21 protein-coding genes and 2 pseudogenes are annotated in these 24,745 nt (G+C 58.5%); 4 read left to right on the top strand and 19 right to left on the bottom strand.

The window, feature by feature from the left end:
* Positions 1–67 precede the first annotated feature (67 nt).
* The 7 genes from QMX84_RS01960 to QMX84_RS01930 form a co-directional block, all read right to left on the bottom strand.
* Positions 68–1,030, bottom strand: a complete 963-nt coding sequence (locus tag QMX84_RS01960; protein WP_282362977.1) for a FecR domain-containing protein — start codon at positions 1,028–1,030, stop codon at positions 68–70.
* A complete protein-coding gene (locus tag QMX84_RS01955; RefSeq protein ID WP_048387871.1) occupies positions 1,023–1,553 on the bottom strand; it encodes an RNA polymerase sigma factor in 531 nt (176 codons plus the stop codon). The genes QMX84_RS01960 and QMX84_RS01955 overlap by 8 nt, the downstream gene beginning before the upstream one ends.
* Before the next feature lie 188 nt (positions 1,554–1,741).
* Positions 1,742–2,518, bottom strand: a complete 777-nt coding sequence (locus tag QMX84_RS01950) for an energy transducer TonB (RefSeq protein WP_282362976.1) — start codon at positions 2,516–2,518, stop codon at positions 1,742–1,744.
* 69 nt (positions 2,519–2,587) lie between these two features.
* Positions 2,588–5,518: a TonB-dependent receptor gene (locus QMX84_RS01945; protein ID WP_282362975.1), complete on the bottom strand. Its 2,931-nt coding sequence runs from the start codon at positions 5,516–5,518 to the stop codon at positions 2,588–2,590.
* Positions 5,519–5,620: 102 nt separating this feature from the next.
* Positions 5,621–6,580: a FecR family protein gene (locus QMX84_RS01940; RefSeq protein ID WP_262125758.1), complete on the bottom strand. Its 960-nt coding sequence runs from the start codon at positions 6,578–6,580 to the stop codon at positions 5,621–5,623.
* Positions 6,573–7,112 carry a sigma-70 family RNA polymerase sigma factor gene (locus QMX84_RS01935; protein ID WP_178110070.1) on the bottom strand — a complete coding sequence of 180 codons (540 nt, stop codon included), beginning with the start codon at positions 7,110–7,112 and terminating at the stop codon, positions 6,573–6,575. The genes QMX84_RS01940 and QMX84_RS01935 overlap by 8 nt, the downstream gene beginning before the upstream one ends.
* Positions 7,113–7,768: 656 nt before the next feature.
* The gene (locus tag QMX84_RS01930; protein WP_153433090.1) at positions 7,769–8,038 is read right to left on the bottom strand and encodes a short-chain dehydrogenase; all 270 of its coding nucleotides are present in this window, start codon (positions 8,036–8,038) and stop codon (positions 7,769–7,771) included.
* 446 nt (positions 8,039–8,484) lie between these two features.
* Here QMX84_RS01930 and QMX84_RS01925 point away from each other — a divergent pair, with 446 nt between their 5' ends.
* On the top strand, positions 8,485–9,174 hold the full coding sequence (locus QMX84_RS01925) for an HAD-IA family hydrolase (RefSeq protein WP_262125760.1): 690 nt from the start codon (positions 8,485–8,487) through the stop codon (positions 9,172–9,174).
* A 26-nt stretch (positions 9,175–9,200) separates the two neighbouring features.
* Here QMX84_RS01925 and QMX84_RS01920 read toward each other — a convergent pair whose 3' ends face one another.
* Complete coding sequence (locus QMX84_RS01920; protein ID WP_262125961.1) at positions 9,201–10,619, bottom strand: PLP-dependent aminotransferase family protein; 1,419 nt, start codon at positions 10,617–10,619, stop codon at positions 9,201–9,203.
* Between the two features lie 122 nt (positions 10,620–10,741).
* On the opposite strand from QMX84_RS01920, the gene QMX84_RS01915 reads away from it, so the two are divergent.
* The gene (locus QMX84_RS01915) at positions 10,742–11,194 is read left to right on the top strand and encodes a carboxymuconolactone decarboxylase family protein (RefSeq protein WP_262125761.1); all 453 of its coding nucleotides are present in this window, start codon (positions 10,742–10,744) and stop codon (positions 11,192–11,194) included.
* Positions 11,195–11,520: 326 nt separating this feature from the next.
* Here the strand turns inward: QMX84_RS01915 and QMX84_RS01910 are convergent, their stop codons facing one another.
* The 4 genes and pseudogenes from QMX84_RS01910 to QMX84_RS01900 all read right to left on the bottom strand — a co-directional run bounded on the left by QMX84_RS01910 (position 11,521) and on the right by QMX84_RS01900 (position 14,516).
* Positions 11,521–12,513 carry a hypothetical protein gene (locus QMX84_RS01910; RefSeq protein ID WP_282362974.1) on the bottom strand — a complete coding sequence of 331 codons (993 nt, stop codon included), beginning with the start codon at positions 12,511–12,513 and terminating at the stop codon, positions 11,521–11,523.
* A 487-nt stretch (positions 12,514–13,000) separates the two neighbouring features.
* Positions 13,001–13,183: a hypothetical protein gene (locus QMX84_RS01905; RefSeq protein WP_262125763.1), complete on the bottom strand. Its 183-nt coding sequence runs from the start codon at positions 13,181–13,183 to the stop codon at positions 13,001–13,003.
* A 283-nt stretch (positions 13,184–13,466) separates the two neighbouring features.
* Positions 13,467–13,762: pseudogene (locus QMX84_RS26480) on the bottom strand (hypothetical protein); the annotation flags it as partial.
* 163 nt (positions 13,763–13,925) lie between these two features.
* Complete coding sequence (locus QMX84_RS01900) at positions 13,926–14,516, bottom strand: ABATE domain-containing protein (protein ID WP_282362973.1); 591 nt, start codon at positions 14,514–14,516, stop codon at positions 13,926–13,928.
* Positions 14,517–14,689: 173 nt separating this feature from the next.
* Between QMX84_RS01900 and QMX84_RS01895 the strand changes: the two are divergent.
* Positions 14,690–15,561 (top strand): annotated as a pseudogene (locus QMX84_RS01895) (alpha/beta hydrolase).
* A gap of 50 nt (positions 15,562–15,611) precedes the next feature.
* Here QMX84_RS01895 and QMX84_RS01890 read toward each other — a convergent pair.
* From QMX84_RS01890 to nikA, 6 genes are all read right to left on the bottom strand, one after another.
* Positions 15,612–17,726, bottom strand: a complete 2,115-nt coding sequence (locus tag QMX84_RS01890) for a TonB-dependent siderophore receptor (RefSeq protein ID WP_262125766.1) — start codon at positions 17,724–17,726, stop codon at positions 15,612–15,614.
* A gap of 108 nt (positions 17,727–17,834) precedes the next feature.
* Positions 17,835–18,623 carry a nickel import ATP-binding protein NikE gene (gene nikE / locus QMX84_RS01885; protein WP_262125767.1) on the bottom strand — a complete coding sequence of 263 codons (789 nt, stop codon included), beginning with the start codon at positions 18,621–18,623 and terminating at the stop codon, positions 17,835–17,837.
* Positions 18,620–19,393: an ABC transporter ATP-binding protein gene (locus QMX84_RS01880; RefSeq protein ID WP_048387897.1), complete on the bottom strand. Its 774-nt coding sequence runs from the start codon at positions 19,391–19,393 to the stop codon at positions 18,620–18,622. Before QMX84_RS01880 ends, nikE begins: the two co-directional genes overlap by 4 nt.
* Positions 19,390–20,235: a nickel ABC transporter permease subunit NikC gene (gene nikC / locus QMX84_RS01875; RefSeq protein ID WP_282362972.1), complete on the bottom strand. Its 846-nt coding sequence runs from the start codon at positions 20,233–20,235 to the stop codon at positions 19,390–19,392. The genes QMX84_RS01880 and nikC overlap by 4 nt, the downstream gene beginning before the upstream one ends.
* Positions 20,232–21,173, bottom strand: a complete 942-nt coding sequence (gene nikB, locus QMX84_RS01870; RefSeq protein ID WP_282362971.1) for a nickel ABC transporter permease subunit NikB — start codon at positions 21,171–21,173, stop codon at positions 20,232–20,234. The genes nikC and nikB overlap by 4 nt, the downstream gene beginning before the upstream one ends.
* 3 nt (positions 21,174–21,176) lie before the next feature.
* Positions 21,177–22,751, bottom strand: coding sequence for a nickel ABC transporter substrate-binding protein (gene nikA / locus QMX84_RS01865; protein WP_282362970.1), 1,575 nt, complete (start codon positions 22,749–22,751; stop codon positions 21,177–21,179).
* Positions 22,752–22,843: 92 nt separating this feature from the next.
* Here nikA and nikR point away from each other — a divergent pair, with 92 nt between their 5' ends.
* On the top strand, positions 22,844–23,260 hold the full coding sequence (gene nikR, locus QMX84_RS01860; RefSeq protein WP_048370204.1) for a nickel-responsive transcriptional regulator NikR: 417 nt from the start codon (positions 22,844–22,846) through the stop codon (positions 23,258–23,260).
* Between the two features lie 7 nt (positions 23,261–23,267).
* Here nikR and QMX84_RS01855 read toward each other — a convergent pair whose 3' ends face one another.
* Positions 23,268–24,479, bottom strand: coding sequence for an MFS transporter (locus QMX84_RS01855; RefSeq protein ID WP_282362969.1), 1,212 nt, complete (start codon positions 24,477–24,479; stop codon positions 23,268–23,270).
* Positions 24,480–24,745: the final 266 nt, after the last annotated feature.

The raw sequence follows: 24,745 nt of genomic DNA, 5'->3' as shown, positions 1-24,745 counted from the left end.
TCAGTCCTGACTCGAGTGTAGTTATGGGTGAAGACGGACCTCGACGCGTTTACCCCTCAAAAAAAATTCAACGCAATTGCACATAGAGCTCACCGGCCTTGTTGATCACTTGTACGGGCAGGATTCGCGGCAGCGTTTGCAGCAGCATCTGCGGTTTATCGCTGGGGAAACTGCCGGTCAGGCGCAAATGTGCGGCGTCGGCACTGACCCGCACAGGGTTGGCTGCGTAAGCGTTGTACTCAGCGAGTACTTCGGACAGCGGCGCATCGGTGTAGGACCACCAGCCCTTGCGCCAGTTTTCAATATCCGGCCCGGCCTGGCGGTGCGGATTGAGCGCGATTACCTCGCCTTGGGCATTGAGACTGACGTGCTGCCCGGCGGTGAGAATTGTCGCTTCCCCCTTGAGCCCTTGCACATGCACCCGGCCACGGGCCACCGCCACCTGAATACAGCCGCCACGGTCGCTGACACTGAACGCCGTGCCCAGGACCTTGATCTGGCCCAGTCGGGTATTGATGACAAAACTGCGCAAGGTTTCGTGGGCCACGTCGAAATACACGTTGCCGTGCAGCAGCATCACCTGGCGTTGAGCGTGGCTGAACTCAACGCGCACGTTGGATTCAGCGGCCAGCAGCAGTTCGCTGCCATCGGGCAAGGTGACCGGACGCGACGGCTCGGCGTGTTCAGTCAGCAGCGACTGTGTGAAAGGTCTGGTTTCGCGCCACAACCAGCTCAACCAGCCCGATGCGCCGATTACCGCCAGCAGCCCGGTGCCTTGGCGCAGCAGGCGGCGACGGCTCAGATTGACCGGCTGCGACTGCACCGTGCCGCGCAACTGTGGCGTCAACCGGTGGATCATTTGCCAGCGCCGCTCGGCCTCAAGCCAGGCATGCTCGTGCTCGCTGCTTTGGCTTCGCCAGCGCGCCAGTTGCTTGTGGGCCTGCTCCACTCGCAAGGGGTCATCGCTATTGAGCTTGGCCAGATACGTCAGTGCCTGTTGCACTTTGCGCGCAGAGAGTGGCTCAGACATGGCGGCAGGCCAGGCTCAGCTCAGACAGATCAAACACGGCCCGGGCGATGTGCAACTCAACTGACTTGGCCGACAGCCCAAGCTCCTCGCACACCTGGCGATGGCTACAGCCCTCCAGCCGCACCCGCACAAACACCTCACGGCGCAGACGCGGCATGCGCTCGATGCGTTCGATCAAATGCTGCAACTGCTCGCGGGCAATGACGATTTCTTCAACGGTGGGGCTCAGCACATCGAGCCGGCTCATCCAGTCATCCAGCGCCGCAATCTCGCTGCTGTGGCGGCGATATTGATCGATGCACAGGTTGCGCGCGGCTTTGAACAACAACGCCCGAGGATTGGCCACCGGGCTGTTCAACGCATGGGCATAGGCCTGGGCAAAACTGGACTGGGCAATATCTGCTGCATCGTCAGGGTTGCGCAAACGCCCGCACAAATAGCGGCGCAGCTCGGTGTAGCTGGCCAACAGATCGTCGACCACTGCGTTCAAAGAGGATGTGCAAGACGGGGTAAGGAATGACATGCAGAGCCGCTGGAGAGAGATGCTAATAGGAATTCGTATCATTCTCACATATGTGTAACTCTTTGTGCCAGCGTGTAATCGTGCCCCCAAGCCCGGTGGGAGCGGCTTGCTCGCGATACGTACAACCCGGTGCGCCTGTTGACGCCGTGTCGAACCCATCGCGGGCAAGCCCGGCTCCCACAAAAGCTCTATTTCGAGAACACCACCGGCACTGTAAACCGCAGCTTGCTGCCTTCTGGCGGTCGCGGTACCGGTGAGGCGCGGTTGATCATGTCGAGGGTGGCGTTGTCCAGCTCGCTGAAACCTGCTGAACGCACCACCGTGGCGCTTAGAACCTTGCCATTGCTGTCGATCTCAAACCGCAAGTAGGCCACGCCCCGGTCACCCCGATCGCGGGCGTTTTGCGGGTAACGCTTGAAGCGCTCCAGGTGTGCCAGCAACTGCGCTTCCCATTGCACTTTCAACGCCGGATCAGCAGCGCCGCGCGATGACTCTGCTGCCGCAGTGGTCGCCGCCTTTTGCGCGTCGAGTTTAGGCGGGGCGGTGGTGGTCGACACCGCCGGCTGTTCTTCCTGTTTTTTCGGCGGTGCCTGAATCTCCGCTCCCTGCTGCGGTGCGCTTTGATACGTCCCGTGGGCGGTGTCCTTGAAGGGCGATTTGGCCTGTTTGGCCGGTGACGGTTGCGGGGTGGGCGTGATTTTTTTTACCACCTCTTTGGGCGGTTTGGCCGATGGCGTGCTGATCTGTTTTTGCATCAGTTTGTCAGGCGCCACTTGCAGGTCTTGTTCGACCACTTGTGCCACGGGCACGGCGGCCAGCTCGATCATCATCGCCGCCGGTGCTGCCTCGGCCGAGGGGATCGGTGAAGTGTGCAACAGCCAGACGGTGATGCCCGTGTACACGCTCAGGGTAATCAGCGTCGCCACGCTCCAGAGCGCCTTGCGGGATTGGTTCAGGTAGGTCATGAGCTCATCAATAGTAATCAACGTAAAACGGGACACCCGTGGGCATCCCGTGTTTTAACCACAGTCAGGTCAGAACTTGACCGTCAGGCCTGTGCGCAGCGTGCGCCCCGGTGCAGGCATAAAGCTTTGTGCCAGAGGGTCGAGGTAATACACGTTGGTCAGGTTCTGCACGCCGAAGTCGATCTGCGTGCCCTTGTAGATTTCGTAGCTGGCAAACAGGTCGAAAATCGCCGATTGGCGGTAGTATATCTGGTTGGTGGTAATGCCATCGTTCCACGGTTTGTTCAGCTTGGCGGTCGGTGCGCTGTTGTAGACCATGCGCCCACCGAGGACCAGATGGTTGTCAAACCAGCGTGTTCCGACCGTGGTGTTGACCGAGTACTTGGGCGGGTTTTGGGTGTTGGTGTAAGAACCCGGGAAACCGCCGTCCACGCAGTTAGGCGTCGGGGTGCCGTCGTCGCGCAGTTTTTGTGCGAGGTCCGGGGCACAGGTTTTGGCGTTCAGGTAGTAGGTGGCGGATACATCAGTGAACACGCGGCCCATGTCGTAGCTGGTCTGCAACTCGACGCCCTTGACCCTGAAGCTGTCAACGTTCTGCAGGTTGCCGGCGTAGATGTCTTGATAGTCGCGGGTGATGTAGTTTTCGATCTTGTTGTCGAAGTAAGCCAGTTTGGCTGCGGCGCTGTCACCATCGAGCAATACGTCGTTCTTCAGGGTACTGACGCCCACTTCCCAGTTTTTGCTGTGCTCAGGCTTCAGTTTTGCTCCGGGTACGGCCGCTGTGAACAAGCCCAAAGTGGACTCGAACAGGCTCGGCATACGCACACCTTCGCTGTAGTTGAGGTACACGAAGCTGCTGTCGTTGATGTCGTACTTCACGCCGAATGAAGGCGTGAAGGCATGGTCGCGACGTTCGATCGGCTTGGCATAGCTGTAGCTGGTGGCGTACTTCTGACTTTGCGGGTCATCCGCCTCATAGCTGTCATACCCGCTGCTACCCACTGTGCTTTTTGCATAAGGGGTGGCGTTGAGCGAGTCCTGGGTGAAGTTGCCTTGCTGGTCAGGCCGCCAGTAAACATAACCAATGCGATCTTTGCCTTTGTACAGCCATGTCCAGCGTACTTGGCGGGTGGCAAAGGTAGCAGGGGTGGCGAGCTGGTTGTGGTCCTTGCTATGAAATTCGCTGTAGCGCCCGCCGACGGTAAAGGTCAGTGGCTTGACCGGAGCCCATTGCAATGAGCTCACCAGGCTGCCTTCCTGGCGGTCGCCGCTGCGGATAAAGCGGTTTTGTTCGAGGTCAGATTGCAGCACCGGCGAGTTGTCGTCCGGGCGCAGTTTTTCGTTCTGGTAAGAGGCGCCATAGTTCCAGGCGAATTTGCCGACCTGTGTGTCGAAACGCGAGGTGTTGCTCACGTCGGTGCCCCAGCGCAGGTCTTTGCTGCGGTTGAGCAAGGCGTCCTGATAACCGTCCGGGCTCAATTGATCCGGCTCATCAGCCCCGCCAAACAAGGGTGTCACGGTACTCAAGCCGTTATAAGCCTTGCTCTGGGCCTTGGTCACCCAGGCGTTGGCGCTCAAGTCGATCAGCGGGTTGTCTTCAGGCTTGAAGGTGTAGCGTGCGGTGTAGGCGTTGATCCGCATGGTGCCGGGCTGCCACTGCGGCACGGTGCCGGTGGTGTTGCGGATGATGCGCGAGGGCATCACTTCGCCGTATTCGCCATCGGTCCAGCGATAGGCCAGCTCAAGGGCCTGATCCGGTGAAGGCTTGATGATGGTCTTGAGCAATACCGCCTTGGAGTCGGTGGACGTGTTGAGCACTTCGTTGCCAGCCTTGAACACTTTGGCCGGGCCGTTGGCCTCTTCGGTTCTGTAGACGTACTGCTTGGTCGCCGGGTCCCAGCGTCGCACTTGCTTGAACACCTGGTAATCCTTGAAGCCCTTTTTACCGGCGTAGTAGTTGCCGCTTTCGCGCTGGGTGTAGGCCGCGACAAAATCGATGGTGTCACTGGTGCTGGCAAACGCCGCGCTGCCCGAATGCGCCTGCGGGTCGAAAATGCTGTTGCTGCCTTTGCGCGGGGTGGCGTTGTACTCGTGGGGGCGGTCGATGCTGTTGCTGGAGATATCGCCCTTGAGACGGAAACCGGTGGTTTCGCCGTCCTTGAGGATGTCTTTGGGTTGCAGAGTTTTCATCTTCACCATGCCACCGATGGCGCCCGCGGCATCAGCGCCCAGGCTTGGGCCTTTATCGACGGTGATGTCGCTGATCAGGTCGGGGTCGATGTAGCTGCGTTGCTGCATACCGCCGTAACCGCGATAGGCGTCAATCGCTTGCTGGCTGCCGTCGATGGTCACCGGCACGCGGCTCTGGCCCTGAATGCCACGGATGTTCACGTCCAGCGCGCCGCCGTTGCGGGTGTCACCGGTTTGCACGCCAGGCACGCCCTTGAGAATGTCGGCCGGAGAGGAGCCGCGAAAGCGATTGATGGTCTCGCCGGAGATATACACGCTTGAGCCTGCCTGGGTGTAAACCTGCGCGGCCGGGCCGGTCAAGCGGCTGCTCTGGCCACCTTTGATGGTCACGGCGCCGAGCAGTTCAGATTCGTCCAGATCACCGTCCAGGGCGGTACTGGCCTCGCTGCGCGGGCTGAGGATCAGGCTGCGCTGGCCGTCGATTTTCCAGCTGACCGGCGCATCGCCGAGCAACTGGCGCAAGGCCTGTTCGTTGCTGAAATTGCCGCGCACGGCAGGGGCTTGCAGACCATCTACCAGCCCGGCCGCCAGACCCAGTTGCAGATTGGCCTGACGCGCAAAAGCGCTGAGGGCGTTGGTCAGTGGCTGGGCCGGGATATCGAAGAAACGGGTAGCTTGATCACTTGGCAGCGCGTTGGGTTCTGCTGCCACCGCCGACTGCGGCTGAAAAATCGCGCTGTTGATTGCCACACACAGTACGGCCAGCGCCACCGGTACTTTGGAGTGCGCAACGTGTGATCGGTTACCCATGCTTCATCGCCTTTCGTTTTGGTATTACGAGTCATTCGCAATACAAGGAGCTACAAAGACGAACACCTTCAGGATTTTTTTCAGTGATAACGAAAATATTTTTCATTTAGCTTTTTTGGCAGTGCCAATGACCGTCAGCAGAGGCGAGTACTGACGCACTTCACCGCCAATCGGCGCGACCAGGGCTTGCAGTGCGCGCCGGGTATCGCGCATGTCGTAAAGGCCGGTCACGCGTTTGTTGGCCAGGGCCGGATCATTAATCACGATCCAGCCGCGCTGGTAGCGGTCGAGTTGTTCCACCACCTGGGCAACGCTGGCGTTTTCAAAAAACTGCGCACCTTTGATCCAGCCCGCGACTTCATCAGGCATGACCAAAGATTGCGTGGCGTTGCCGGTGTTGCGGTCGATCCACAAACGCTGGCCTGCGCCTAGCCGATACTGTTTGTTGACGCCGACAGTGCCGTCGCGCACCTCGACACTCAGGCCGGCTTGGCGCTGTGCCACATCGAAGGCGGTGCCCAAGACCCTGATCACGGCTTCTTCGCTGCGCACTTCAAACGGTTTGCTGGCGTCATGCTCCACGTCGAAAAACACTTCGCCTTGCACCAGAGTGACCTGGCGCTGGTGATCGTCGAAGCTCACGTTGATCGCGCTTTGCGGTGCCAGGGTCAGGCGGCTGCCGTCACTCAGGGTGACTTCACGGGTCTGCGCGGTGCCAGTGCTGTAATCCGCTCGCCAGTTCGGGCTCAGCACCAGCGCTGCGCACACCGCCAAGGCACTGATGCAGGCTGCGGCCAGCAGCGGCAGGCGCGCGCGCGGTGTGAGCGTTGTGACGTTCGCAGGCGCCTGTGGCCATTGTTGCTCGGTGCTTGGGGAGTGCGAGCCGAGGGCTTCCCACGCGCGATTGACCTGCGCCCAGGCCTCAAAGTGCTCCTCGTGGCTGTGCAACCAGCTATCGAACTCCTCGAAACGCTCGGGTTGCTGTTGCAGGTCCAGCAGCCACTGGCCGGCGTCTTCCAGGCTTTGCGCCGAGACAGTCCGGGGCAGGGGGGCGTTATGCATACGGGCGTTCCTTACTGTGCGCGCTGTGGCCAGAGTCGTGGGTGGCGACGCTTGAGGCCAGGTGAACGATGGCATCCTTGACCAGGCGATGAGCGCTGGAAAGCGAGATTTTGAGATGATCGGCGGTTTGCTGCAATGTGAAACCACCCAGGCGATGCATCTCTACAGCGATGCGCATTTGCTCGGGCAGGCTGGCCAGCGTAGCAGCAATACGGCTGGCGTCATCACTGTGCACCACCCGTTGCTCGGGCGACAACTCGTGACCGGGGCGCATCCATTGTGGCGGCGACTGCTGCTGACGTTTCTCTGCGGCCTGGCGGCGAACGGCGTCCAGGGCCAGATTACGGACGATGCGATACAGATACGCCACGGGTTGCTCGACGACCTCTTCAGTACTGGCGCAAAAGCGCAAAAAGGCATCCTGCACCACATCTTCAGCGCGCGCGTGATCACCCACTACCACCTTGGCGTAGTTGATCAAAGCGACGCGATGCTCGAGATAGAGTTGCAGCCTGGCGTTGGAGTCGTTCACGGGTGAACTCAAAAGTGATGAGCCTGAAAGCGCGGCGACGTTAATTTAATTGAGAGTAATTATCAATACCGTTGTTTGTGTGGGAATACCCCACCTGCCACAAAACGGCTGCCCCGTCTTCGAATCCGCGCTATCGCGCAGCAAACAGGCCACCAAATATCTTCAGCATCCCCCAATCGGTTCCCTCTCCTTCGGGAGAGGGCTAGGGTGAGGGGGGCTCTTGATGTGAGTGCATATCCATTGCTGCGACGACGGACTTTTAGATCAAAAGATCGCGAGACAAGCTCGCTCCTACCGGTTTGTGGAGTATTTCTACGCCTAGAGCAAACCTGACCCGGTCACTGTAGGAGCGAGCTTGTCTCGCGATCTTGTGATCTGGCTTTTGATCTTGATCTACCCGCCCCTTCGGGAGACCGCAGCGAAGGCCGTACGCCGGGGCAAGGCCTTTTTGGGTACTTTTGTGGCTGTTTGACAAAAGTGCCTCGCTGTAAGAGCGAAACCCGTAAAAAGCCGTTATGCATCGAATGGATATGTACACAAGAAAGCATTACGGCTTCGCCGCAGTGGCTCACCCTCTTGATCGCAGCCTTCGGCAGCGACTACAGGCTAAGAAGATCAAAAGATCGCGAGGCAAGCTCGCTCCTACAGTGGCCGGGTCAGGTTGGTTGTAAGCGCCAGCCCAAGACGTTGAGCAGGTCGCAGCCGTCGCGCAGCAAGATCATGGCGGTGGTGGCGAGTTGTTTGAGGTCGAGGGCGTCGGCGTCCTGGACGTCGCGGCTGGAGAAGGTTTCCATCAATTGGGTTACCGCCAGTACGCGGGCGGCGGCGTTAGCGTGCAAGACGTCGAGCGGGGCGTTGCGGTCGATGAGCAAGGCGGGGATGGTGCAGTCGATGGCAGTAAGCGGGATGTACGCTGAATTAGTCATGGATGAATCTCTTAAATTTCACGGATTAAGCCATCTGTTTTCGTCGCCAAACGAAAACAGGTGGCCGCTGTACGCGGGTTGGCGAACCGGTAAATTTAAGCAAAACCCGGCAGACCCGAAGATCTCCCACGCACAGCTGCCATAAAGCACAGCGAGCAAAATACACGCTTAGCCAAATACAACAACCGTACTGCAAAAATTATTACGCCAAGTCGCCAAACCCGGTCGCCCATTTGGGCGAGCGCTGACTATAGGCGCCGTACTGCAGCCTCAGCAATTGGCAAAGCTGTGCGAAACATCCCGCAATTTTGTGGGCGTACACGACCTCTGTAGACGGGGCGGCCTCTACTGCACCGTGAATGAAATACGGGTCTGCACTGGCATTCAGGCAAGCCCGCCAGTTAAGGTGCTGCAATCCTTTCGCCTTCTACCAAGGATCTGTTGTGATGAATACACCGCGTACTGTTGTCGGCCCGATCAAGGCCGTGATTTTTGATATGGACGGTTTGTTGCTGGATACCGAAGGCATTTACTCCGAAGTTACGCAGATCGTCGTCGAACGTTATGGCCGCACGTATGACTGGAGCATCAAGCAGCACATCATCGGGCGCGGTGCCCAGGATCTGGCTGAGTACATTGTCAAAGCGCTGGATCTGCCGATTACCTGGCAAGAGTTCCTCAAGGCCCGCGAGCCGCTGATGGCCGGGTACTTTTCCAAGGCACTCGCCATGCCGGGGGCTGAAGCGCTGGTGCGGCACTTGAAGGCGCACAACATCCCGATTGCCGTGGGCACCAGTTCAACCAGCAGCGGCTTTGGCCACAAAACCACGTTGCATCGCGAGTGGTTTGCGTTGTTCGACACTATCGTGACGGCCGATGACCCTGAGGTGGGTGCAGCCAAACCCGCGCCCGACATCTTCTTGACCGCTGCCCGCCGCCTCGGCGTTGCGCCACAGGATTGCCTGGTGTTTGAAGACTCGCCGTTTGGCGTAACCGCCGCCAAGGCCGCCAGCATGACTGCCATCGCCGTACCCGATGCCGCCATGCCCGACAGCAAGTACCACCACGCAGACCTGATTATTCGCCAGTTGCCAGAGTTTGATCTGGGCGCCTACGGTCTGCCGCCGCTGCGCTGAATAGACTGTCTAATCCGCCACGGCGGTTACATCAACGCCAGGATACGTTGGCCCAGCGCTTGAGCGCTGGCCAGCGAGTCGATATTGGCGAAACCCAGCAGCAACCCCGAAGGCTTGTCCGTGCCTTGGTGCCATTCGCTCAACGCTTCGGCAAACAGCCCGGCCTCGCGCATGCGCTGCACCATCAAGCTGTCCGCGCAGGACGCGTTGAGCCGCAGGATGAGGTGCATCCCGCCGGGGTTGGCATCAATTTGAATCCGCTCGCCGAGCACGCTTTTAAGTCCGTTCACCGCCATCGCCCGACGCTCGCTGTAGAGCTTGCGCATGCGCTGGATATGGCGCCCGAAATGCCCTTCAGCCATGAACGTCGCGACGATGGCCTGGTTTAATTCCGGGCAACCGCCCTGGAAGGTCTTGCAGCTTTCCTCAAAACGCTCAACCAGCGCCGCAGGCACGACCACGTAGGCCAGGCGCATGCCCGGAAACAACACCTTACTGAAGGTGCCGCTATAGAGCACGCGGCCCTCACGGTCCAGGCTCTTGAGGGCGGGGAGCGGGCGGCTGACGTAGCGGTATTCGCCGTCGTAATCGTCCTCGACGATCCAGGCGTTTTGCTGGCTCGCCCACTCCAGCAACGCCAACCGTCGTGGCAATGAAAGCGACACGCACAAAGGGCTTTGATGCGCAGGGGTAACCACGGCGGCGCGGGCGTTATGGCCGATTTCAAGGGCCGTTGAAACCCGCAAGCCGTCTTGATCAACGGGCACCGCCACCGGCGTGATGTGCAGGCTTTGCAGCAGGCGCCGGGTCGGCGGATAGCCAGGGTCTTCGACCAACACGCGGTCGGCGGGTTTGAGCAAGGTGTGGGTGATCAGCGACAACGTCTCCCGATACCCTGCGGTGACAAAAACTTGAGCCGGTGAGCAGGCGATGCCGCGCGCCACCTGCAAGTACGTGGCAATTGCTGCGCGCAGCGCCTGCAAGCCATAGACCGAAGGGTTGGCCATGTCTTGGGGCTGTGTGCCGCGCACGCAACGAGCGCCGATTTGCGCCCATATTTTTCTGGGGAAGGCATCCAGCGCCGGCACGCCCATTTGAAATGGCAGCACTGCCGACTGTTGGCGGATCGCCTGATGGGGCGCTGCCTGTGCGATGGCGGAGGCGGGCGGTGAAGAGCTTGTGCCGCTAATGCCGTCAGCCACTCGCGTACCGGCCTGACCACATGCCACCAGGTAGCCTTCAGAGGTGAGCAGGGAATAGGCGTTGTCGATGGTGCCACGGGCCAGCCCCAATTCTTTGGCCAATGCGCGGGCTGCGGGCACGCGGTCACCCGGCTTAAGCAGGCCGGCGTTGATGGCTTCGCGAAAGCGCCAATAGAGCTGACGGTAAATCGGTTCGCTGGAGGCGGGGTCAAGCGCCGATAAACTGGGGACAGAGGTTTGCATGGTGAGGCCTGCGCGGGTGAGCACAATCATGGTCCAGCCATAGAGCTGAATCATGGCCCTTTGTGACAGGGCCAAGAAACCGCACTATGGCGCCACTCCACTTATCAATGCAAGGGCAGACCATGAGCACGCGTATCGACTACTCCAAAGCATCCCCTGAAGCCTTCAAAGCCTTCGGCGGTGTGCACGTTGCACTGCAAAACGGCGATCTCTCCAAAATGCTTATCGACCTGGTGTTCCTCAGAGTGTCGCAAATCAATGGCTGCGCTTACTGCATCGACTTGCACTCGCGGGACTTGCTCAAACTGGGCATGACTGTCGACAAGCTGTTGTTGGTGCCAGTGTGGCACGAAGCCCAATCGCTGTTTACCGCCCGCGAGCAAGCAGCACTGGCATGGGCCGAAAGCGTCACCCGGGTTGAGCAGACTGGCGTGCCTCAGGCTGACTATGACGCGGTAACCGCCGAGTTCAACGACAAAGAGCTGGCTGAACTGACCTATGCCATCAGCCTGATGAATGCTTACAACCGACTGGGCGTGGCGTTCCGTATGGTGCCGACGGCAGCCAAAGAGTGAACTGAAAACTTGCGAGTACGCCCTTGGCGTACTCGTTATGGTAGGTGCTTACAATCAGCGCACTTTCAGGCTTGGATTAATTGCGACTGAAGCGGCCCCCGTGCAGGCATTAGCTGCGACTGTGTTTGCATTCAACGCGGCGTGCTTGCAATTGATCTTCGCGTGCTCACTTTATGTGCGACTGACGGACCGTCCATAAAACGTTAGTTTGATAGACGGCCCCTGATGAGAAAATAAGCAAACCACCGGGCCCAGATTAAAGGTTCCATGTATCCAAACCAGCGTTCGCACACACTGGTTGTTAAGTATCTTTGTGCCTTAAAAAATCAGGAGGCTGAATCACGCCATTTCCACTCCGTATGCTCAGTGCTAATCCCCAAAGCTTCAAACTTTTCGGCCACATAGCGCAGACAGGCTCCACCATCTGGTTTGTAATGACCTGAGGCATCGTTGACCATAGAGATAACAGACTGCAGTTGCTGATCGATGACCTTGAACTCACCTGCACATATCACAGGGCGACCACTACCAAGCTGACTATGCCGGATATACGCAGCGTGATTTGTTTTATCCCAGCGCCTATAAATCAGGGAGCCTTCCGGCGTATAAACCCAAGTGTAACTGCTTGTCGTGGTATTAGACTCCAGCTGTTCGCTTTGCCCCGAAGAAAGTTGATGACCAATCAACCTCCCATTCAACCTCCCAATCAACTGGCCTACCCCGGGTATTTTTGAAGGATCATAGCTGCGCCACCGCATAATATCTCCAATATAAGGCATCCACCTCACGGGATAAGTTTGTGAATTCAGATCAATGGGTTTTTTATCGGAGTTTATCCAGTTAGTGTAAAGCACTTGCCCTGACCAAACGGTGTCCAGATGAGAAGATGGAGCATGCAACCACTTATTGATCTGTTTGAACGTAGTATTACTATAAATATCATTCGCTATAAGTGTGACTGACTCGAGCGCCCAATCATCTTCATTCGACTTGATAGTACCCGCGACACCAAGGGTGAGTCCGTTGAGGAAGTCTGCACCAAAAGAGGTCTCCCGGCCGACCTGATGAAAACTGATACCCTGAATTTCGAGAAGTGTAATATTTTTACGCCCAAACATTTTGTTGAGATCAATGCTCAGCGCGATGGTTTCCCCTGCGCTGGCAGTTTCACAAAACCTTTGTAGCTGAAGAGTGGGGCCTAGGGAAATGTAAATGCTGGTGCCCGTACCTGCCCATTTAATATTTTCAATAGTCGCTATCACCGTGAGGCTGTCTATTGTTTGCGAATTGGAGGCCTGCCCTGTAAATATTGAATTCATAATTTGATTTCTCGATTAGTCTTAATGAGGTTTGTAAAACCTAGCAAGGAAGCCTTGAAAAGGTCTAGCGATATCAACTTGTTGATGGGGTTAAGCTGTTTCAAACTATATAAACGCTTTTGGTTAAATACTTCCTGCTTTCCCTGAAGGACATGTCTGTGCATGGCTGAATTCAATGGCCTACAAATAAACTCCTCCGCCCCAAAATTATCGACCTGCATTCCTCACGCTTGTCGACTGACATTAATTGCGACGACAGCCCTCAAATCGGCAATCCTGATGCCAGCCTCTTATCGCGCAACTCAGCAGCTCGCGCCGGGTCAAGCATGTTTCTGAATAACACTTTGATTTTTGGTGGGCTTGGAGTCTAACTGCTCTAGCAAGCCCTTTATCTTGTACCCATGACGAGTGAGTGTCGGTTCCAGATCATCCAGTTGTTACGACAGCACTGACCCCACCAGCTCCGCCGAAATAGGGTTCTCACCAGTCAGGTATGCAGCAGCCAGTGAATGTATTCGCGCTGACTGCCAGTAATACCATCGAGTGAAAAAAACCTCTGTGCGATAGCTATTTCCTCCATTGTCGGACGACGCAAATCATTGCGCAGCTTGGGATGGCCAGCCAGCACCACTGAGAGACGTCCCGCACCACCCTCAACCAACTCCATCAAGCGCTTGATTCCTGACAGAGTATGTCCATTAAGGTCGTAAACTTTTCGGTCGGTGTGGGTATATAAACGTTTTATTTCGAGGATAAATGGTAATTGAGCGCAGCAATCAAGGTCGTCAGATTAATGCTGTGTTTCTCGATAGCGAAGGACGTGGTAACGATGATCTGCTTTTAGTCTTTCATCACCTGTTGACGGCGCCGTAGCATCACAGTTTTACCACTGCCGATGAGACAATACAGGTCAATCAAACGGCCTTCAAAGATGGCGCCCTTGATGTCTTTAATCAGTTGCTGAAGGCGCGCTCCAGGACAATACGTCGATTCAGGGTTGCACTCAGCATCTGGTGGATGAAGGCTTGATCTTCGGTAGATAGTTTGGATAACGGCTGCGCTAGTTCATCGACTTTGCCTCGCTTGAATGCGCGGTACCGATGCAACTGAATCGGTACGGAGACCGGATAGTAGTGCCTAAGCGCTGGCCATTCAGCTCAGTATAAAGAGCGTTATCAAACAGTCCCTACAGCGACACCACAAACTCTCCTGCCATATTTGGCTCCACCTCAAAAGCGGTGACTTCAACCATTGTCCAGATAGATCATCTTTGGATGGCCTTAGAAGGTGAAGGTAGAATCAGCCTTCGGCGCGATGGCGTTGAACAGGAAACGCAACGCCGTCTCCGCATCATTGGCACTATGCCGCCTACTGGGCACTGCATTCAGCTTCGCTCAGATAGTTTAGAGCGTCTATTGCTGCAGTTTGCGTTTACGAAATTCAGCCACTTTATGGCGGTTTCCACACAGCGCCATGCTGCACCAGCGGCGTTTGTGTGCCTTGGTGCGGTCATAAAACCACAGCACACAGTCCGGGTGTTCGCAGGTGCGAATCAACTCGGCATCGGCATTCACCAGCAAGTCGGCGGCAGCTTCAGCGATCGGCGCCAAAAACTGTTCCGCCGTTTGCTGTTTGTGCAGGCGTTGCAGGCTGAGTTCGCCCGCTTCATTCCAGGCCAGTTGCGGGTAACTCACCGCCTTGCGCAAAAAACTGTTCAGCGCAGCGGGATCCCCTTGCTGCCCCGCCTTGCGTTGCTCCAGCAGATCACGGATCACTTCTCGCAGATGCCTTGCGGCTGTCAGCAGGGCGCCTTCCTCAAACTCGGGTATTTCCCCCGGCGCAAACCATTCAAGACGCACGAGCCAGCGCTTGACGTCGGCATCGCTTTGCCAAAAGTCGACCGGCACAGCCTCGACATTGGCTCGGGTGTTGAGCATGTCCAGCACGGGGTGGTCAGCCAGCACATATGGCTCAAGCGGTGGAGTGGCGGGGGTGGCGCTCATGGTCGGTCCTCGAAAAAAGCTGGGCTATCGTAACCGTTAATGAGTGATATGGGTAGTTACCAAATCGGATCGTGTAACCATAATAATTAATTTGACAGGTTACTAATTTGGGCGCAGCTTTTTAAAAGCTAACCCGAATATTTGATTTTAATGGTTACTTTAGGAGCGTCTGTATGCCCAATTCAAACCCCGTGGTGCGTTATAAACACATTGAGGCCGATGGTGTTCGTGTGTTCTATCGCGAGGCCGGTGATCCGTCGGCGCCGGTAATGTTGTTGTTGCATGGTTTTCCCAGCTCATCGCATATGTTCGCGACCTGATCCCGTTACTGGCGGCTCACTACCGGGTTATTGCGCCGGATTTGCCGGGCTTCGGTTTTACTGAAGTGCCTGAGGCGCGGGGCTACAGCTACAGCTTCGATAACCTGGCAATTACCCTGGGGCATTTTGTCGATGCGTTGAAACTCACGCGGTATGCGCTGTATGTGTTTGATTACGGCGCGCCGGTGGGTTTTCGTCTGGCCGTGGCACAGCCGCAGCGGGTCAGTGCGCTGGTCTCGCAAAACGGCAATGCGTACCTCGAAGGACTGGGGGATGCCTGGGCGCCGATTCGTGCGTATTGGGCCGAGCCGACGGCGGCTAATCGTGAGGTTATCCGCAACGCGGTACTGAGCCTGGAAGGCACGCGTTATCAGTATCTGCACGGCGTTGAAAAGCCAGAACGGGTGGCCCCGGAGTCATGGATGCTGGACCTGCTGCTGATGCAGCGGCCGGGCAATGACGACATCCAGCTGGACCTGTTTCTCGACTACCGCAACAACTTGACCCTGTACCCGCAGTTTCAGGCGTTTTTCAAGGCTGCACAGGTGCCGACGCTGGTGATTTGGGGCAAGCACGATCCGTTTTTCATCCCGCCGGGGGCTCACGCCTATAAAACCGATAACCCCAACGCGGTGGTGGAGTTGTTGGACACCGGCCACTTTGCTCTGGAAACCCACGCCGAGCACATTGCCCAGCGGATTTTGGCGGTGCTGCCACGGGGTTGAGCCTTGAAGCCCGGCAGGCTTGCCAGCAAAGGCAAACCTGCCGGGTGGTTTTAGAACTTCCAGCTCACGGAGGCCGTGACGTTGCGCGGGTCGCCGAAGTTGCTTTGGGCGTAGCGCACGCTGTCCAGGTACTTCTGGTTGGTCAGGTTGTCGAGGTTCAGTTGGGTGCTCCAGTGCGGGTCGATCTGGTAACTGGCCATCAGGCCCACCAGCGCGTAGGCATCCTGGCTGGCGGCCGGGGTGGTGTCGTTTTCGACCTTGCTTTGCCATTTCAGGCTGCCACCGACCTTGACCTTGGGCGCCATCGGCAACTGGTAAGTCATGGAGGAGGTCAGCGCATTGCGCGGGATAAATTTGTTGCCGCGCTGATCATCAGCGTTGGTGATGTACACATAGGTGTAACCGCCGCTGACTTGCAGGCCGGGGGCCAGTTCGCCCGACGCCTCCAGTTCAATGCCGCTGCTCTTGTACGACTCGCCATCGTACACATAGCCGCCCAGTGCAGGGTTGTAACCGGCATACGTCGCTACGTTGTCTTGTTGGGTGTGGAACACCGCTGCCGTGACATTGAGTTTATTGTCGAGCAAACGGCCCTTGATGCCGGCCTCATAACTCTTGCCTTCCAGCGGGTCGATAACCTTGCCCTGGGTGTTCAGGTTGTACTGCGGGTTAAAGATCTTGGTGTAGCTGGCGTACACCGAGTATTGCTCACTCAGGTCGTAGATTACCCCGGCGTAAGGCGTGACCTTGCCGTGAATGCTCACATCGCGGGCGGTGTCGTAGTTTTCGCCATCGCTGTCAGCGCTGAGCATGCGTGCGCCGGTTATCAGGTGCAGGTCATCGGTGAGGTTAAAGCGCGCTCCGGCGTAAAGGCTCTTTTGCCGGTCGGTGTAGTTGGAGGTCGCGGCGTCTGTGGCAATGTTGTACGTCGGCTTGGGGATATCGCCGTTCAGGGCGTCTTGCAGCGACACCGAGGTGTAGTACGACGAGGTGCCGTACAACGAGGTTTCCTGGGTGTGCGAGCGCGCGATGTTGGCGCCGAAGGTCAACTGATGCTCACGCCCGCCAAGGCTGAAAGGGCCGCTGAAAGACAGATCGCCATCCAGCTCGCGGGTATCGTCCTTGTACTTGGAAGCCAGGCCGGTATAGCCGGTGGCCGACGCGCTGTTGCTGTAGACGTAGAACATGTTGGTGTCTTCACGGTGTTCCATCGCCGTCAAGGTCAGCGTCGACTTCCAGTCATTCTCGAAGCGGTGTTCCCACTCGGCAAAGGCGCGGGTGGTGTGCACGTCCCAATACACCCACGGCTGGGAAATATTCGAACGGGTGCTGTGATAGTGGATCGGGTTGCCGTTGGCATCGGCCAGCGGCAGCGCACCCCAACTGGCGCCATTGGAGTTGGACTTCTGGTCTTCGATGCCGACGGTCAGGGTGTCGCTGTCGGTCAGGTCGAAGGCCAGCAGGCCACTGAGAATATTCTTTTCCCGGGAGTAGCGGTCGAGGTAGGAGTTGCCCGTGTCATTGGCGTAGATAAAACGGCCGCGCACATTGCCTGAGTCAGTCAACGGCCCGGAAACGTCCAGGTCAACCCGGCGCTTGTCCCACGAACCGGCACTGACGCTGACGGTGGCCTGGGTGTCAGCTGTCGGCCGTTTGCGCACAAAGTTGACCGTGGCCGACGGGTTGCCGGTGCCGCTCATCAACCCGTTGGCGCCGTGCAGAATGTCCACTTGCTCGTAGGGCGCCATGTCGATGTCGCCCACCAGCAGCCCCCCGTTCAACGGCATGCCCATGCCGTCGTACTGAAAGTTGGTGATGTCAAAACCGCGCGCGGTGAAGTAGGTACGGTCGGTTTCGACCTTCTGCACATTCACCCCCGGCGTACTGTCCAGCACATCGCGAATGCTGTTGAGCTTGAAGTCATCCAGTTGCTCGCGCTTGATGCTGGTGACGCCTTGCGGGGTTTCTTGCGCGGTCAGGTTCAGGCGGGTCGTGGTGGCGCTGGGTTTGCCCTGATAGCCCTCGGGCGAGTCCTCTTCGGTGTCAGCGGCATTGACCGTGGTGGCGGGCAGGTCGACAGCGCCTTGAGCGGCGAAAGCGTGATTGAACATACCTAAAGCAACCAACGTCAGTGCTGACGTCGGCAGGGTGAACAGTTTGTGCATGATCTGCGAGTACTCCGGATGTGGAACTGCGTAACCGAAATCGGTTACAAAGTTTTACATCTATACGGATGCAAATCATTTCTATTTACAAATCTTTACCATTTGTATTTAGCTGGCGCGGACTTTGGACGGCATGGCCGGCAATACCGCCTCTTGCAGCGTGCGTGCCGCCGGGTGTTCGAAGCGCATGCCGGGGATGACCTCGCGGTCTTCGACCAGTTTGCCATCGGCCAGCACCACCACCCGCTGGCAAAACCGCCGGACCAGGCTCAGGTCATGGGTAATCAGTAAAAAACCGGTGCCAGATTCGCGCCGCACGTCAGCCAGCAGGTCGAGTATTTGCACCTGCAACACCCGGTCGAGGTTTGACAGGGCCTCATCGAGAATGATCATCTGCGGGTCGATCGCCAGCGCCCGGGCGATACCGGCGCGTTGCAACTGGCCGCCGCTGAGTTGCGCAGGCAACTTGTCGCTGTCGCTGGCCGACAGTTTGACTTGCAGCAACAGGCGCCCCACGCGGGCCTGGATGGCTTGGGCGTTCATGTCCGAGAGGTGGCGCAATGGCTCGGCAATGCTCCAGCCAATGCTGCGCTGGGGGTTGAAGGCACTGATGGCGTCTTGAAAGACCATTTGCACCCGTCGCAGAAAGTGCTGCGGGTCCAGCCCCTGTAACGTCTGGCCCTCGAACAGGACAGTGCCCTGAACGGGTGTTTCCAGGCCCATCAGCAAGCGGGCGAGGGTGCTCTTACCGCTGCCGCTTGCGCCCAGCAAACCAAGGCTCTGGCCTGCGAGCAGGTCGAGGTTCAGGCCTTTGAGCACCTGTACGCGGTGGCGTTTGCTGAACATTCCGCCAGCGGTGTAACCGTGGTTCAGATCGCATACCTGAATAAGCGTCATGGCGTGCAGGTCTCCAGAGTCAATGCATGGTGCGCGGCCAGCAGCGTGCGTGCTTCTTCGCTTTGCGGGGTGTTGAACAGGGTGTGGACATCGGCCTGTTCGACGATGCGCCCATGGGCCATGACCGACACCTGATCGGCACAGCGCGCGACCACGCCCATGTCATGAGTAATCAGCAGCACCCCGAGGTTTCGCTCTGCGACCAAGCGCTCCAGCAAGTCGAGAAAGCGTGCCTGGGCGACAACATCCAGATCGCTGGTGGGTTCGTCGGCCAACAAAAAGTGGCTGTCCGCGAGCAGCGCCAGGGCAATCATGAAGCGTTGCAACATGCCGCCGCTGAGCTGAAAAGCAAAAGAATCGAGCACCCTCGGCCCATCGTTGAGGCCGACTTCGTTGAGGGTGTCGAGAATTAATTGATCGGCGTGCACCCCGCGCAATCCTCGGCTGCGCAGGGTCTCCTGGGCATGTTGACGCAATGAGCGCACCGGGTTGAAAGCGCTGCGCGGGTTTTGCAGCACTAGCGCGGCTTCGCGCCCGCGCAACTGCGCCGGTTGCACCACGTGGCCGTCCAGACGCAGCGTGCCGCCCTGGCTGTGCACGCCGGGAGGCAGCAGGTCGAGAATGCCCAGGCAGCTCAGGGATTTGCCCGAACCGCTGGCGCCCACCAGTGCGTGCACCTCGCCAGCCTTGAGCGTGAGATCGAGTTGTTCCACCAAGGTGCGTTGCTGGTGTGTGAGGCACAGGCCTTGAATGCTCAGGGTCCGGGTCATTCCTTGATCTCCGCCAGTACGCTGGGGTCGAGCCGGTCGCGCAAGGCGTCACCGAGCAGGTTGAAGGCCATCACCGAGATAAAAATCATCAGCCCCGGCCACAGCAGCAGTTGCGGATGAGTCCAGATAAATTCCTTGGAGTCGTTGATCATCACGCCCCACTCGGGCGTCGGCGGGCTGACCCCGAGGCCGAGGAAGGACAGCCCCGAGACGTGCAGCATCATGTGGCCGATGTCCATCGACGCCAGCACCAGCAACTGCCCGACCACGTTGGGCATCACATGCTGGCGCAGGCGGGTCAGGCGCGAAGCCCCGGACAGCCGCGAAGCCAGCACGTAGTCACGGTTGCGCTGGGCCAGCACCATGCCGCGCACCATGCGCGCATACCAGGCCCAGTGCGACAGGGCGATGGCGATGATCACGTTGGTCAGCCCGGTGCCCAGCAGGGCAATCAGGAAGAACGCCAGCACCAGGGTCGGGAAGGTCAGGAACATGTCGCATAGGCGCATCAAAAACATGTCGACCTTGCCGCCAACAATCCCGGCGATGCCGCCAATCGTCACGCCCATGATCAGCACCAGCCCCAACACCAGCACCACGCTGCCCAGCGACCATTGTGTGCCGACGATCAACCGCGACAGCACATCACGGCCCAGGTGGTCGGTGCCCAGCCAATGGCTGGTACTGGCGGGCAGCAAACGGTCGTCGAGGTTGACCAGGGTGGCGTCATAGGGCGCGATCCAGGCCCCGAATAAAGCGAATATCAGCAGCAGCGCAACCAGTACATAACCGACACGCAGGCCGCTTTTTTTACCTGCCAACGCAGTGTTCACGCTACTCATGCCATCACCCCCGACAGGCGCGTGCGCGGGTCGAGCCAGGCGTAGCAGATGTCGACCACCAGGTTGCACAGCACCAGCAACGTGGTGAGCAGCAAGGTGAAGCATTGCATCACCGGGAAGTCGCGGTTAAGCACAGCGCTCACCGCAAAACGGCCGATACCGGGCCAGGCGAATATGGTTTCGATCACCAGCGCACCGCCCAGCAACTCGCCAACATGCATGCCGGTGGCGGTGACCAATGGCATCCAGGCGTTGCGCAGAATATGGTCGCGCCAAACCCGGCGCTCGTTCAGGCCGCGCGCTCGGGCATAAAACACATGCCGCTGCTGGCGCACATCGAGCAGGCTGGCGCGCAGCAGGCGGGCATTGATCGACATCGACATCAGCGCAATCGCCAGCACCGGCATGACCAAGTGTTGCGGGCCGCCACGGCCCATGGGCGGCAGCCAGCCGAGCCACAGCGAGAGCAGGGCGATGAGCAAAAAAGCCAGCCAGAAGTTCGGCATCGACACCCCGATAAAGGTGATAAAACGCACCACTTGATCCGGCCAGCGGCCTTTCCAGCGGGCCGCTGCCAGGCCCAGCGGGATACTCATCAACAAGGTCACGAGCAACGCCAGGCCGCCCAGTTGCAGGGTGGCGGGCAGGTAGTACAGCACGTCATCCAGCACCGGGCGCCCGGTGATATACGACGTGCCGAAATCCAGGTGCACAGCGTTCCATAGCCAACTGACGTACTGCTCAACCAAAGGCCGGTCGAGGCCCAAGGCATGCCGCGCCTCGGCCAGCGCCACGTCGGTGGGCGGGATCTGTGACAGGCGCAGGTAATCCAGCGCCGGGTCGCCATTGCCCAGATGCAGCAGGACAAAGACGATCAACGACACCCCCAGCAACACCGGAACCAGCAGCAAAAGCCGCAAAACGATATAACGCAGCATGGCTCAGGGCTTCCCGGTGGCAGGGCGCATGGCTTCAAACGGCACGTCAAACAGCGTGCTGCCGAACTGCACGTTATCGACCCCTTTGGCGCTGACACTGATGGCCGTGAGGTAAGACAGCGGCAGGTACACCGCCTGGTCATGCAGCGTGGTGAGGATCTCGCGGTAACCTTCGGTACGTTTGCTTTCGTCGGTTTGCCCCAGTACCTCGGCTATGGTGTGGTCGATCTGATCCTTCATCGGCAGCCCGCGCTGGGCCATGTAATCGGCATGTCCCGGGTAGCGCATGGAGCTTACAAACGAGTGCGGATCGTACGGCGCGCCCCAGGTATCCGCGAAGATCATGCCGAAGCGGCCCTCGCGTTGGCGCTGCACCAATGAGCCTTCTTCTTCGGCGCGTAACTTGACCTCGATGCCGACCTTGGCCAACTCACCTTGAATGATTTCAGCCAGGCTTTTTTGCAGCGCGCTGGTGCCCAGAAACACCAGTTCGGTGCTCAACGGCTGGCCGTCTTTTTCGCGGACGGTTTTACCGGCAGGTATTTTCCAGCCCGCAGCGTCGAGGGCTTGGCGGGTGTGATCGGGGTCATAAGGCAAGGCTTTAAGGCCGATGTTGGCGTAGGGCATGTTGCTGGAAAACAGCGCGTCGGCACGCGGCTCAAGGCCGTGCAGCACCTTGGCGATGATGGTGTCTTTGTCTACCGCCTGATTGATGGCCTGACGTACCACCAACTCGTTCGTCGGCGCCTGCCCGGTGTTCATCGCCACCGTGCGGGTGGCCAGCGGCGCGGATATGGCGGTTTTGAAACCGGCGTCGCGTAGCCGTACAAAGGTCCCGGGGGAGATTTCGCCTTCGGCACCCTGGATCAGGTCCAGTTCGCCGGTTTGCAAGGCAATGGCGCGGCTGTCCGGGTCTGAAATCACTTTGACCAGCACCGCGCCATAAGCCGGTTTGGCCCCCCAGTAATGCTCGTTGCGCTCGAAACGGTCGTACTCGCCGCGCCGGGTTTGCGCCAACACCCACGGACCGGTGCCGACCGGTGTGCCGGGTTTGGCGTCGGGCGCGGCAAAACGCAGCGGCCGCACTTGCGCCAGCTCCATCAGGGTTGGGTAGTACGGGTGCTTGAGGTGCAACACCAGGGTGTGTTCGTCGGGGGCTTCAACACGGTCCAGGGTCGAGACCAGCTCCATCCACTGATGGCGTTTCGCATTGGCCAGGACCGCATCCAGATTGGCCTTGGCTGCGGCCGCATTAAACGGGCTGCCATCGCTGAACTGCACATGTTCACGCAGGGTAAAGGTGTAAGTTTTGCCGTCAGGCGAGACGCTCCAGTGTGTGGCGAGCCACGGTTCGAGCGTGCCCTCGGCGGTGTAACGCACCAGGGGCTCATACACCATGGCCTGGGCGTACATCTGGTTTGGCGAGTAGCCTCTGGGGTCCAGCGGCCCGGCATTGGTGGGCCATGAATAGGTCAAGGTCGGGGCGGCAGTGGCGCTGTAGGCCGCGATTGTGCCGGTGCTCAGGCAGGCGCCCATGATCCAGAGGGCAAGCTGTTTTTTCACACTTGACTGCTTCACACTGCGTCTCCCAATGATTGATGGCCAGTAGCCTATTCACGCGTTGGGTGTGAAGTCTATGTAAAAAGCTCATAACTGCGAGGCAAATTTTAATGCAAAGGGTCACAATTTCGCTGGACGATGCCTTGCTGACCGTCATTGACGAGCGGGTTGCGGCGCACGGCTATCAAGGTCGCTCCGAAGCCATCCGGGATTTGTTGCGTGCAGGCTTGCTGGAACAGGCGGCAGACGACCCCGAGGCACCCTGTGTGGCGACCTTGAGTTATGTTTACGATCACGCCACGCGGGAGCTGTCCAAGCGCCTGAACAACGCGTTTCATGAACACCACGACCTGACCTTGTCGACCCTGCATGTGCACCTCGACGAGGGCAAATGCATGGAGGTCTCGGTGCTCAAGGGCGCAGTAGGGGAGGTTTCAGCGCTGGCGCGTCAGGTCATGGCCGAGCGTGGCGTGCGCCATGGCAGCGCGCAGATCATTCCGCTGGAGGCGCTCGTCGCTGAACAGTGACCCGTGATCAGGCATTGGCGCACGTGGCGGTCCGTGTGCGCCACAACAGACGGCCCGCAGTGATTGACCAGTTGCACAGCGCGATCAGCAGAATGATCGACAGCAGGGTCGGGATGCCGTAACTGACGATGATGTGCCCGGCCAGCCATGGGAAACCAAACACCCCGACAAAATACGCCAGGCTGAACAGCACCAGTGATTGCGAGGTGTGCCCGGCGGGTGCTTCGTTGGCGGCCAGCCCGTTGATCACTGAATAGGTCAGCCCGTAACCCACCCCAAGCGTCACCGCAGCCAGCACATAGGTCGCGCTGGAAGTGACACTGAACATGAACATCAGTACCGAGAGCACGATCATGGCGGTCAATGCACAGGCCATCCAGTACGGGTCGCGCTTGACGATAAAGCCCGCGATGAAAAGTCGACAGGAAATCGCGGCGCTCATGAAGCCCAGAAAGAACAGCGAATAATCCAGCTGATTGAGCGTCGCGTAAGAGGTTTGAAAACTCGACAATCCGCCGAAAATCGCACCGCCCAAACCGACCATGACAATCGCGAACAGCGCTTTTGAGCGCAGCACCGTTACAGCGGCACGCGGTGTGATTTTGCACACGCTGACCGGGCCGACAATTGCGCTTTGCTCCTTGATTTTCGGGCCGATCAGGACAAACGCCAGACCGCCCAGCAAACTGGCGACGGTGGCCGCGATAAACGCGGTTTCGACCGGGTAGCCCAGCGCTTCACTGGCTCGACCGAGCAAAGGGCCGGTGCCGATGCCGATCATCATGCTGCCCGACAGCAGGGCAAAATATTTAACCCGGCGCGCGGGTTCGATAATCATCGCCACGATGATCGGGCCCAAGGTGTAAAACACCCCCCAACCCAGGCCCAGCAGCAATCCGAACAGCAGAGCCGCGACGCCGAACGTCTGCACATTGGCGAATCCCAGGCACGCGGCGGCCAGCAGCAGGGCGCCTGCCGCAATGGATTTGGGCGCGCCGAACAGATCGGTCAGGTGCCCGGAGAAAATCACCGCAGCAAACGTGCTGACCATGGCCGCCGAAATAATCGTACCTGCATCAGACTCACTACCACCGTGTGCGCTCAGCATCATGGCCAACAAAAACGTCGTGCCGTACGACACGGACAACAAGTAACTGCCCAGACAAAACAGGCCGAACACGCCGTTGGAGGTGCGGGTGGCAGGTGCAGAAGATGGCATGGGGGGAGGGAGTCCTTGGGCGGCGATTGTTGTTGTGCGGTACTTAATACCAGACTTGCCCGGCCACACAGGATCCAAACCTTCGGATCCTGAGGTCGGGATGTTCTAAACAATGGGCACAATTAACGACTGTAGGAGCGAGCTTGCTCGCGATCTTTTGATCTTTTAAAAGATCGCGAGGCAAGCTCGCTCCTACAGAGAACGGATGGTGATCGATAATCGCACAGTAATATCAGTCATGTCATGAGAGCTTAACTGTCTGATAA

It is taken from the genome of Pseudomonas sp. PS01297, from assembly GCF_029959305.1.
Taxonomy (GTDB): Bacteria; Pseudomonadota; Gammaproteobacteria; order Pseudomonadales; family Pseudomonadaceae; genus Aquipseudomonas; species Aquipseudomonas helleri.
Note: the sequence above shows the minus strand (reverse complement) of the source record. Positions and strands in the feature narration are given on the sequence as shown.

What these genes read in the sequence shown, in the direction of transcription:
- QMX84_RS01960 (WP_282362977.1), bottom strand. Translation starts at nt 1,030, where the DNA reads ATGTCTGAGCCACTCTCTGCGCGCAAAGTGCAACAGGCACTGACGTAT.
- QMX84_RS01955 (WP_048387871.1), bottom strand. Translation starts at nt 1,553, where the DNA reads ATGTCATTCCTTACCCCGTCTTGCACATCCTCTTTGAACGCAGTGGTC.
- QMX84_RS01950 (WP_282362976.1), bottom strand. Translation starts at nt 2,518, where the DNA reads ATGACCTACCTGAACCAATCCCGCAAGGCGCTCTGGAGCGTGGCGACG.
- QMX84_RS01945 (WP_282362975.1), bottom strand. Translation starts at nt 5,518, where the DNA reads ATGGGTAACCGATCACACGTTGCGCACTCCAAAGTACCGGTGGCGCTG.
- QMX84_RS01940 (WP_262125758.1), bottom strand. Translation starts at nt 6,580, where the DNA reads ATGCATAACGCCCCCCTGCCCCGGACTGTCTCGGCGCAAAGCCTGGAA.
- QMX84_RS01930 (WP_153433090.1), bottom strand. Translation starts at nt 8,038, where the DNA reads ATGACTAATTCAGCGTACATCCCGCTTACTGCCATCGACTGCACCATC.
- QMX84_RS01925 (WP_262125760.1), top strand. Translation starts at nt 8,485, where the DNA reads ATGAATACACCGCGTACTGTTGTCGGCCCGATCAAGGCCGTGATTTTT.
- QMX84_RS01920 (WP_262125961.1), bottom strand. Translation starts at nt 10,619, where the DNA reads ATGCAAACCTCTGTCCCCAGTTTATCGGCGCTTGACCCCGCCTCCAGC.
- QMX84_RS01915 (WP_262125761.1), top strand. Translation starts at nt 10,742, where the DNA reads ATGAGCACGCGTATCGACTACTCCAAAGCATCCCCTGAAGCCTTCAAA.
- QMX84_RS01910 (WP_282362974.1), bottom strand. Translation starts at nt 12,513, where the DNA reads ATGAATTCAATATTTACAGGGCAGGCCTCCAATTCGCAAACAATAGAC.
- QMX84_RS01900 (WP_282362973.1), bottom strand. Translation starts at nt 14,516, where the DNA reads ATGAGCGCCACCCCCGCCACTCCACCGCTTGAGCCATATGTGCTGGCT.
- QMX84_RS01890 (WP_262125766.1), bottom strand. Translation starts at nt 17,726, where the DNA reads ATGCACAAACTGTTCACCCTGCCGACGTCAGCACTGACGTTGGTTGCT.
- nikE (WP_262125767.1), bottom strand. Translation starts at nt 18,623, where the DNA reads ATGACGCTTATTCAGGTATGCGATCTGAACCACGGTTACACCGCTGGC.
- QMX84_RS01880 (WP_048387897.1), bottom strand. Translation starts at nt 19,393, where the DNA reads ATGACCCGGACCCTGAGCATTCAAGGCCTGTGCCTCACACACCAGCAA.
- nikC (WP_282362972.1), bottom strand. Translation starts at nt 20,235, where the DNA reads ATGAGTAGCGTGAACACTGCGTTGGCAGGTAAAAAAAGCGGCCTGCGT.
- nikB (WP_282362971.1), bottom strand. Translation starts at nt 21,173, where the DNA reads ATGCTGCGTTATATCGTTTTGCGGCTTTTGCTGCTGGTTCCGGTGTTG.
- nikR (WP_048370204.1), top strand. Translation starts at nt 22,844, where the DNA reads ATGCAAAGGGTCACAATTTCGCTGGACGATGCCTTGCTGACCGTCATT.
- QMX84_RS01855 (WP_282362969.1), bottom strand. Translation starts at nt 24,479, where the DNA reads ATGCCATCTTCTGCACCTGCCACCCGCACCTCCAACGGCGTGTTCGGC.